Raw genomic sequence first — 7,331 nt, 5'->3', positions numbered from 1 at the left:
CCCCCCCCCCCCCCCCCCCCCCCCCCCCCCCCCCCCCCCCCCCCCCCCCCCCCCCCCCCCCCCCCCCCCCCCCCCCCCCCCCCCCCCCCCCCCCGTGCCGTGGGTCAGGCGGCGGCCCTGAAGCGGCGCAGCCGCAGGCTGTTGCTGACGACGAACACCGAGGAGAACGCCATCGCGGCTCCGGCGATCATGGGGTTGAGCAGCCCGGTCGCGGCGAGCGGCAGGGCGGCGACGTTGTAGGCGAACGCCCAGAACAGGTTGCCCTTGATGGTGCCGAGGGTGCGCCGGGCGAGCCGGATGGCGTCGGCCGCGACCCGCAGGTCCCCGCGCACCAGGGTGAGGTCCCCGGCCTCGATGGCCGCGTCCGTGCCGGTGCCCATGGCCAGTCCCAGGTCGGCCTGGGCCAGCGCGGCGGCGTCGTTGACCCCGTCCCCGACCATGGCGACGGAGTGTCCCTCGGCCTGGAGTCGCTTGACCACGTCCACCTTGTCCTCGGGCATCACCTCCGCTATCACCTGCTCGATGCCCGCCTCGGCGGCCACGGACCGGGCGACGGTCTCGTTGTCCCCGGTGAGCAGGATCGGCGTCAGCCCGAGCGCCCGCAGCCGCCGGACGGCCTCGGCGCTGGTCTCCTTGATGGCGTCGGCGACCTCCAGCACGGCGCGCGGCTCGCCGTCCCAGGCCACCGTGATGACCGTGCGGCCCGCGGCCTCGGCGTCGGCTCCGGCCCGCGCCAGCGCGGCGGGCAGTTCCATGGACCGCTCGGCGAGCAGCTTCTGCCGGCCGACGAGAACGCGGTGCCCGTCCACGACGCCCTCCACACCGAGCCCCGGCAGGTTCCGGAAGTCCGCCGCGACCGGGAGCGTGCCGACCCGGTCGGCGGCACCCGCGGCGACGGCCTGCGCGATGGGGTGCTCGGAGGCGTGCTCCAGCGCGCCCGCCAGTCGCAGCACCTCCCGCTCGTCCACGCCCTCGGCCGGGTGCACGCCCAGCAGGGTCATCCGGCCGGTGGTGACGGTGCCGGTCTTGTCCAGCACGATGGTGTCGACCTTGCGGGTGGTCTCCAGTACCTCCGGACCCTTGATGAGGATGCCGAGCTGGGCACCGCGCCCGGTGCCGACCAGCAGGGCCGTCGGGGTGGCCAGACCCAGGGCGCACGGGCAGGCGATGATGAGCACCGCCACGGCCGCGGTGAACGCGGCCGTGCCGCCCGCGCCGTTGCCGAGCCAGAAGCCGAGGGTGGCCACGGCCAGACCGATCACGATGGGCACGAAGACCGCGGAGATCCGGTCGGCGAGCCGCTGCGCCGAGGCCTTGCCGTTCTGCGCGTCCTCCACCATCTGGGCCATCCTGGCCAGTTGGGTGTCGGAGCCGACCCGGGTGGCCTCGACGACGAGCCGGCCGCCGGCGTTCAGGGTGGCGCCGGTGACGGCGTCGCCCTCGCCGACCTCCACGGGCACGGACTCACCGGTCAGCATGGAGGCGTCGACCGCCGAACTGCCCTCCACCACGGTGCCGTCGGTCGCGATCTTCTCGCCGGGCCGGACGACGAACCGGTCGCCCACGGCGAGGTCCTCGACCCGGACCCGCTCCTCGCGGCCGCCGCGCAGCACGGTGACCTCCTTGGCGCCCAGCTCCATCAGGGCCCGCAGGGCGGCGCCGGCCATGCGCTTGGAGCGCGCCTCGAAGTACCGGCCCGCGAGGAGGAAGGCGGTGACCCCGGCCGCGGTCTCCAGGTAGAGGTTCCCGCCGCCGTCCGAACGGGAGATGGTCAGCTCGAAGCTGTGGGTCATGCCCGGGGTGCCGGCCGAGCCGAAGAACAGCGCCCACAGGGACCACAGGAACGCGGCGGCGGTGCCGACCGAGATCAGGGTGTCCATGGTGACGGCGCCGTGCCGCAGGTTGGTGTAGGTCGCGCGGTGGAAGGGCCACGCGGCGTAGGTGACCACCGGTGCCGTCAGGGTCAGGGAGAGCCATTGCCAGTAGTCGAACTGCCAGGCGGGCACCATGGCCAGGACGATGACCGGCACGGCCAGCGTCACGGCGGTGACCAGCCGCTCGCGCAGCGAGCGCAGCTCGTCGTCCGCCCGGCCGCCGGACTCCCCGCCCCCGCCGTCCTCCGGTACGGCGGGCGCGGGCGGCGCCGCGGTGTAGCCGACGGCTTCGACGGTGGCGATGAGGTCCGTCACCTGGAGGACGGGGGAGTAGGTGATCTTGGCCTTCTCGGTGGCGTAGTTGACGGTGGCCTCGACTCCCTCCATGCGGTTGAGCTTCTTCTCGATGCGGGCGGCGCACGAGGCGCACGTCATCCCGCCGATGCTCAGTTCGACTTGGGCCAGGTCTGGGGTGGTTGTTGCCATCATGCTCCTCGGCAGGGGGCTGCGGAGCCGCGGACCGGGAGGTGACCGCGGCCGATTGCATACCCCTACGGGGTATCGGTAGAGCTATGTATACCCTCGGACCCACACGGAAGCAAGGTCGGGCGGGACGTTGGCCGTATACAGCCGGGGGGTATGCCCGCCGGGGGCCCCGCTCGCGCGCCGGTGCCGGGCCAACTCGCCCGATGTCTCGGTGAATTCGCATGTCGCGCCGGGTATGGCCGGTCGGCCGCGGGTGGTTTGTACGGGTCACGGGTATCTTTTGGGAGGGAGCTCGCCGCGGTGCGGGGCATCCCTCGGGAGAGGGAAGGGAAGCGGAGACATGGCGGGGCAGAAGACGCACAAGGACGACGTGATGATGCGGCTGCGCCGCATCGAGGGCCAGGTCCGCGGCCTCCAGCGCCTGGTGGCGGAGGACACCTACTGCATCGACGTCCTCACCCAGGTGTCGGCGGTGACCCGCGCGCTGCAGTCGTTCGCCCTGCAGATGCTCGACGAGCACATGGCCACCTGCGTGAGCAACGCGGTCGCGGAGGGCGGCGAGGAGCGCGAGCAGAAGCTGAAGGAGGCGTCCGACGCGATCGCGCGCCTGGTGCGCTCCTGACGGACGCCCGCGAAGGGCCGGCGGCCGGGGGCTGCCGGCCCTTCGCGGCGGTCGGGGCTTGTCCTCGCCACCCCTCGCCCCTAGGGTCGTCCGGGCACGGTAGCAAGCGCTTTCCACGGCGCTCGCGGCTGCCTGCGTCCTGTCGATCCCCGAGGAGCGCCGCATGCCCCTGCCCGCACCCCGCCGCCGCGTCGCCGTGATCGGCACCGGTGCCGTCGTCACCGGCGGTCACCTGGCCGCGCTCAGAGCCCACGCCGAGCGGACCGAACTGGTCGCCGCCGTCGACCCGGACCAGGGCCGGCTGGACGCCTTCCGCAGGCTCGCGGGCGCACGGGTCGCCGGGTTCGCCTCGACCGGGGCGATGCTCGACGCGGTACGGCCCGACCTGGTGCTGATCGGCACCCCGCCGGCGCTGCACCGGGAGCAGACCGTGGCCGCGCTGGAGGCGGGCGCCTGGGTGCTGTGCGAGAAGCCGCTGTGCCTGTCCCAGGCCGAACTGGACGACATCGCCGCCGCCGAGGAGGCGTCCGGTGCCCATGCCGCGGTGATCCTCCAGCACCGCTACGGCTCGGGCGCCGTGCACGCCCGCGACCTCCTCGCGCGCGGCGAGCTGGGCGCGCCCCTGGTGGCGCACTGCCAGACCACCTGGCACCGGGACGCCGCGTACTACGCCGAACCGTGGCGCGGCCGGTGGGCCACCGAGGGCGGCGGACCCACCATGGGGCACGGCATCCACCAGTACGACCTGCTGCTGCACCTGCTCGGCGAGTGGGAGGAGGTCCGGGCCATGGCGGCCCGCCTGGTCCACGACATCGAGAGCGAGGACGTCTCCACCGCCCTGGTCCGCTTCCGCGGCGGCGCGCTCGCCACCGTCGTCAACAGCGTGCTGTCCCCCCCGGGAGGTGAGCCGCATCCGCGTCGACTGCGCCGACGCGACGGTGGAGCTGACCCACCTGTACGGACACGGCAACGACGACTGGGTCTACACCCCGGCGCCGCACGTCGACCCCGAGCGGGTCGCGGCCTGGCGCGCCCCCGCGCGGAACGTGCCCAGTTCCCACGCGGCGCAGCTCGGCGCCTTCCTCGACGCCTACGACCGGGGGGTACGGCCGCCCGGCAGCGGACGGGACGCCCGCGCCGCCGTGGAGTTCGCCGCCGCCCTGTACAAGGCGGCCTTCACCGGGCGGCCCGTGCGCGCGGGCGAGATCGGCCCCGGCGACCCCTACTACGCGGCCATGCACGGCGGCCACCCCGACTGGGCCCCGAAGGAGGGCGCGTGAGCATCCGCGTCGGTCACGTCCACGGCGAGCACCTCGCGGTCCGGGCGCCGGACGGCACCGAGATCCTCCGCTACGTCTACCGCCCCGACCCGGACCCCTTCGAGGCGCCCAAGCCCTACGCCCACCCCGTGCGCACCCTGTCCGGGCGCACGGTCACCGGCTACCGTCCGAACGACCACCGCTGGCACAAGGGCGTGCAGATGACCGCCAGCCATCTGTCCGGACAGAACTTCTGGGGCGGCAACAGCTATGTGCCCGGCCGGGGTTACCTGGCACTGCCCGACCGGGTCGGCCGCATGCGCCACGACGGCTTCCCCGCCGTCGTGGCCGGCACGGACCGGCTCGCCCTCACCGAGGAGCTGACCTGGGTCGCGCACGGCGGGCGGGAGTGGGCCCGTGAGGAGCGCGGCATCACGGTGCACTCGGTCGACGAGGAGGCCGGCGCCTGGGCCCTGGACTGGTCGATCCGGCTCACCAACATCCGTGCCGAACCCCTGGTGTTCGGGTCCCCGACCACGGCGGGCCGCGAACTGGCCGGGTACACCGGTCTGCAGTGGCGCGGGCCGCGCGACTTCACCGGCGGCCGGGTCCTCGCCCCCGGCGCCGGCGCCGGGGACCTGATGGGCACCCAGGGTCCCTGGCTCGCCTTCACCGCCGAGCACGACGAGGTCGACGGGCACTCCACGCTGGTCTTCGCGCACGCGCCGGAGAACCTGGACGAGACGGAGGCGATCCACCCGTCCCACTGGTTCGTACGCGCCCAACCCGTCCCCACGGTCGCGTTCTCCTGGGCGTTCTTCGAGGAGTTCGCCCTGGAGCCGGGGGAGTCCTTCGGCTACCGCTACCGGCTGGTGATCGCGGACGGGGCCTGGGACCGCGACCGGATCGCCACCCACCTGGAGAACCTGCCGTGGTGAGGGGGCGCGGCCCCGGCCGTGAGCGACGGGCGACCGCTTACGGCGCCCCTTGACGGGTGTCTGGTCCGTACCTATGGTCTCGTCAACTCGGCCGTTCAGGAAGCCGTTTGGCGTTCACATACGAGGACGGATCAGATGCAGGACACGGAACAGACGCAGGACAAGGACGCTCCCGCCCGCCGCCGTGGGTCCGCCCGATCCGCTCTCGCCCTCACGGCGACGGCGGCCCTGCTCGCCGGCGGGCTGCTCGCCTGGCCCGGTGCCCGGCGGGCGGAGGCCGCCCCCGCCGCCTTCGCGCACCCGGGCGTCACGGTCTCCCGCGCCCAGCTCGACTTCGCCCGCGCCAAGGTGCTGGCCGGCGTCCAGCCCTGGAAGGGCGCGTACGACCAGATGACGGCGAGCAAGTACGCGAGCCTGAGCCGCACCCCCAAGCCGCGCGCCGTCGTCGAGTGCGGTTCGTACTCCAATCCCAACTACGGCTGCACGGACGAGCGCGAGGACGCGATCGCGGCGTACACCGACGCGCTCGCCTGGTACATCACCCGGGACGAGCGCTACGCGAAGAAGTCGATCGAGCTGATGGACGCCTGGTCCGCCGTGATCGAGGACCACACCAACAGCAACGCGCCGCTCCAGACGGGCTGGGCGGGCTCCTCCTGGCCGAAGGCGGCCGAGATCATCAAGTACACGTACACCGGGACCTGGCCCGGCTCCGGCCGCTTCGCGACCATGCTGCGCGATGTCTATCTGCCGGAGGTCAGGGGCGGCTCGAACTCCAACGGCAACTGGGAACTGTCGATGACGGAGGCGGCCGTGGGCATCTCCGTCTTCCTGGAGGACAGGACGGCGTACGACTCCGCCATGGCCAGATTCCGCGCCCGCACCGCCGCCTACGTGTACCTCGCGTCCGACGGCGACCTGCCGAAGACCGTACCGAGCCAGAACCTCGACACCCGCGCCAAGATCGTCTCCTACTGGCAGGGCCAGTCGACCTTCGTCACCGGGCTCACCCAGGAGACCTGCCGCGACTTCACCCACACCGGGTACGGCATCTCCGCCATCTCCCACGTGGCCGAGACCAGTCGCATCCAGGGCCAGGACCTGTACGGCACCGACGTCGGCGAGCGACTGCGGCAGGCGCTCGGCTTCCAGTCCACGTACGAACTGGGCACCGCCGTCCCGAGCTGGCTGTGCGGCGGCAGCGTCGAACGCGGGCTGGGCCCGGTCACCGAGGTCGGCTACAACGCCCTCCACAACCGCCTGGGCATCGCCATGACCAACACCGGGACCCTGACCCGGCAGAACCGTCCCGCGGGCAGCGACAACCTCTTCGTCGCCTGGGAGACCCTGACCCACGGGGACAACCCGAACTGAGTCCCCGGCGACCGGCACCGGGCCGGACCGGGCGCGCGTCGCCCGGCCCGGCGCAGTCAGGGCGCGCGGCGTGGACTCACAGGGCCGGGCCGCTCGTGTCGCCGGGCCTGATCCGGCCGCGCCAGGCGCCGGACTCGGCGCCGCGTTCCTCGATGTACTCCTTGAACCGCTTCATGTCGCCCTTGACGCGCCGGTCGATCGTGCCGATCAGGTCGCCGACCTTCTCCATGGCACCGCTGGGCTCGACGTCCATGACCAGCTCCACCCTGGTGTGGGTGTCGTCCACCCGCTCGAAGCGGACGCTGCCCCGCTGGCTGGTGTCGCCGCTGACCGTGCGCCACGTGATCCTTTCGTCCGGCAGCTGGTCGACGATCTCGGTGTCGAACTCCCGCCGCACCCCGCCGATCTTCGTGATCCAGTGGTTGTGCCGGTCGTCCAGCTGCGTGATCTCCTCGACGCCTTCCATGAACCTCGGGAAGTTCTCGAACTGCGTCCACTGGTTGTAGGCGGTGTGCACCGGAACGTCCACTTCCACCGCTTCCTTGACCGTGCTCATCTCCACGTCTCCGTTCTCATTGGTGGGGTGTCCCGGGCCGCCCGCCGCACGGGCGAACCCGGCCGGGGTCTGCCGGGTACCCGGGGAGCCCACGGTCATGGCCGCCGATTCGGATCACGGCGCCCGGCCCGCCCGGGACCGCGCCCCGGCCGGGAAGCGCGCCCCCCGTACGGGGGGTGTGGATCCGGCCACCGACCGCTTCTTCGCGCCACTGCGCTGACG

The 7,331-nt window shown here is 73.1% G+C and carries 6 protein-coding genes and 1 pseudogene; 5 read left to right on the top strand and 2 right to left on the bottom strand.

Annotated features, from left to right (window positions below; translation table 11 throughout):
- Positions 1 to 104: 104 nt before the first annotated feature.
- The gene (locus ACZ63H_RS34160) at positions 105 to 2,360 is read right to left on the bottom strand and encodes a heavy metal translocating P-type ATPase (RefSeq protein WP_469871829.1); all 2,256 of its coding nucleotides are present in this window, start codon (positions 2,358 to 2,360) and stop codon (positions 105 to 107) included.
- 340 nt (positions 2,361 to 2,700) lie between these two features.
- Between ACZ63H_RS34160 and ACZ63H_RS34155 the strand changes: the two genes are divergently transcribed.
- From ACZ63H_RS34155 to ACZ63H_RS34140, 4 genes and pseudogenes are all read left to right on the top strand, one after another.
- Complete coding sequence (locus ACZ63H_RS34155) at positions 2,701 to 2,982, top strand: metal-sensitive transcriptional regulator (protein WP_467938930.1); 282 nt, start codon at positions 2,701 to 2,703, stop codon at positions 2,980 to 2,982.
- Positions 2,983 to 3,145: 163 nt separating this feature from the next.
- Positions 3,146 to 4,262, top strand: a pseudogene (locus ACZ63H_RS34150) (Gfo/Idh/MocA family protein).
- Positions 4,259 to 5,179, top strand: coding sequence for a DUF6807 domain-containing protein (locus tag ACZ63H_RS34145; protein WP_469871827.1), 921 nt, complete (start codon positions 4,259 to 4,261; stop codon positions 5,177 to 5,179). The pseudogene ACZ63H_RS34150 and the gene ACZ63H_RS34145 overlap by 4 nt, the downstream one beginning before the upstream one ends.
- A 135-nt stretch (positions 5,180 to 5,314) precedes the next feature.
- On the top strand, positions 5,315 to 6,553 hold the full coding sequence (locus ACZ63H_RS34140) for an alginate lyase family protein (protein WP_469871825.1): 1,239 nt from the start codon (positions 5,315 to 5,317) through the stop codon (positions 6,551 to 6,553).
- 76 nt (positions 6,554 to 6,629) lie between these two features.
- On the opposite strand, the gene ACZ63H_RS34135 is transcribed toward ACZ63H_RS34140, so the two are convergent.
- Positions 6,630 to 7,109 carry an SRPBCC family protein gene (locus ACZ63H_RS34135; RefSeq protein WP_469871823.1) on the bottom strand — a complete coding sequence of 160 codons (480 nt, stop codon included), beginning with the start codon at positions 7,107 to 7,109 and terminating at the stop codon, positions 6,630 to 6,632.
- A 97-nt stretch (positions 7,110 to 7,206) separates the two neighbouring features.
- Here ACZ63H_RS34135 and ACZ63H_RS34130 point away from each other — a divergent pair, with 97 nt between their 5' ends.
- Positions 7,207 to 7,329, top strand: coding sequence for a hypothetical protein (locus tag ACZ63H_RS34130; RefSeq protein WP_469871821.1), 123 nt, complete (start codon positions 7,207 to 7,209; stop codon positions 7,327 to 7,329).
- Positions 7,330 to 7,331: the final 2 nt, after the last annotated feature.

It is taken from the genome of Streptomyces sp. NPDC104831 (assembly GCF_055583025.1).
The sequence above is the reverse complement of the archived record's forward strand: the minus strand, read 5'-3'. Positions and strand labels throughout refer to the sequence as shown.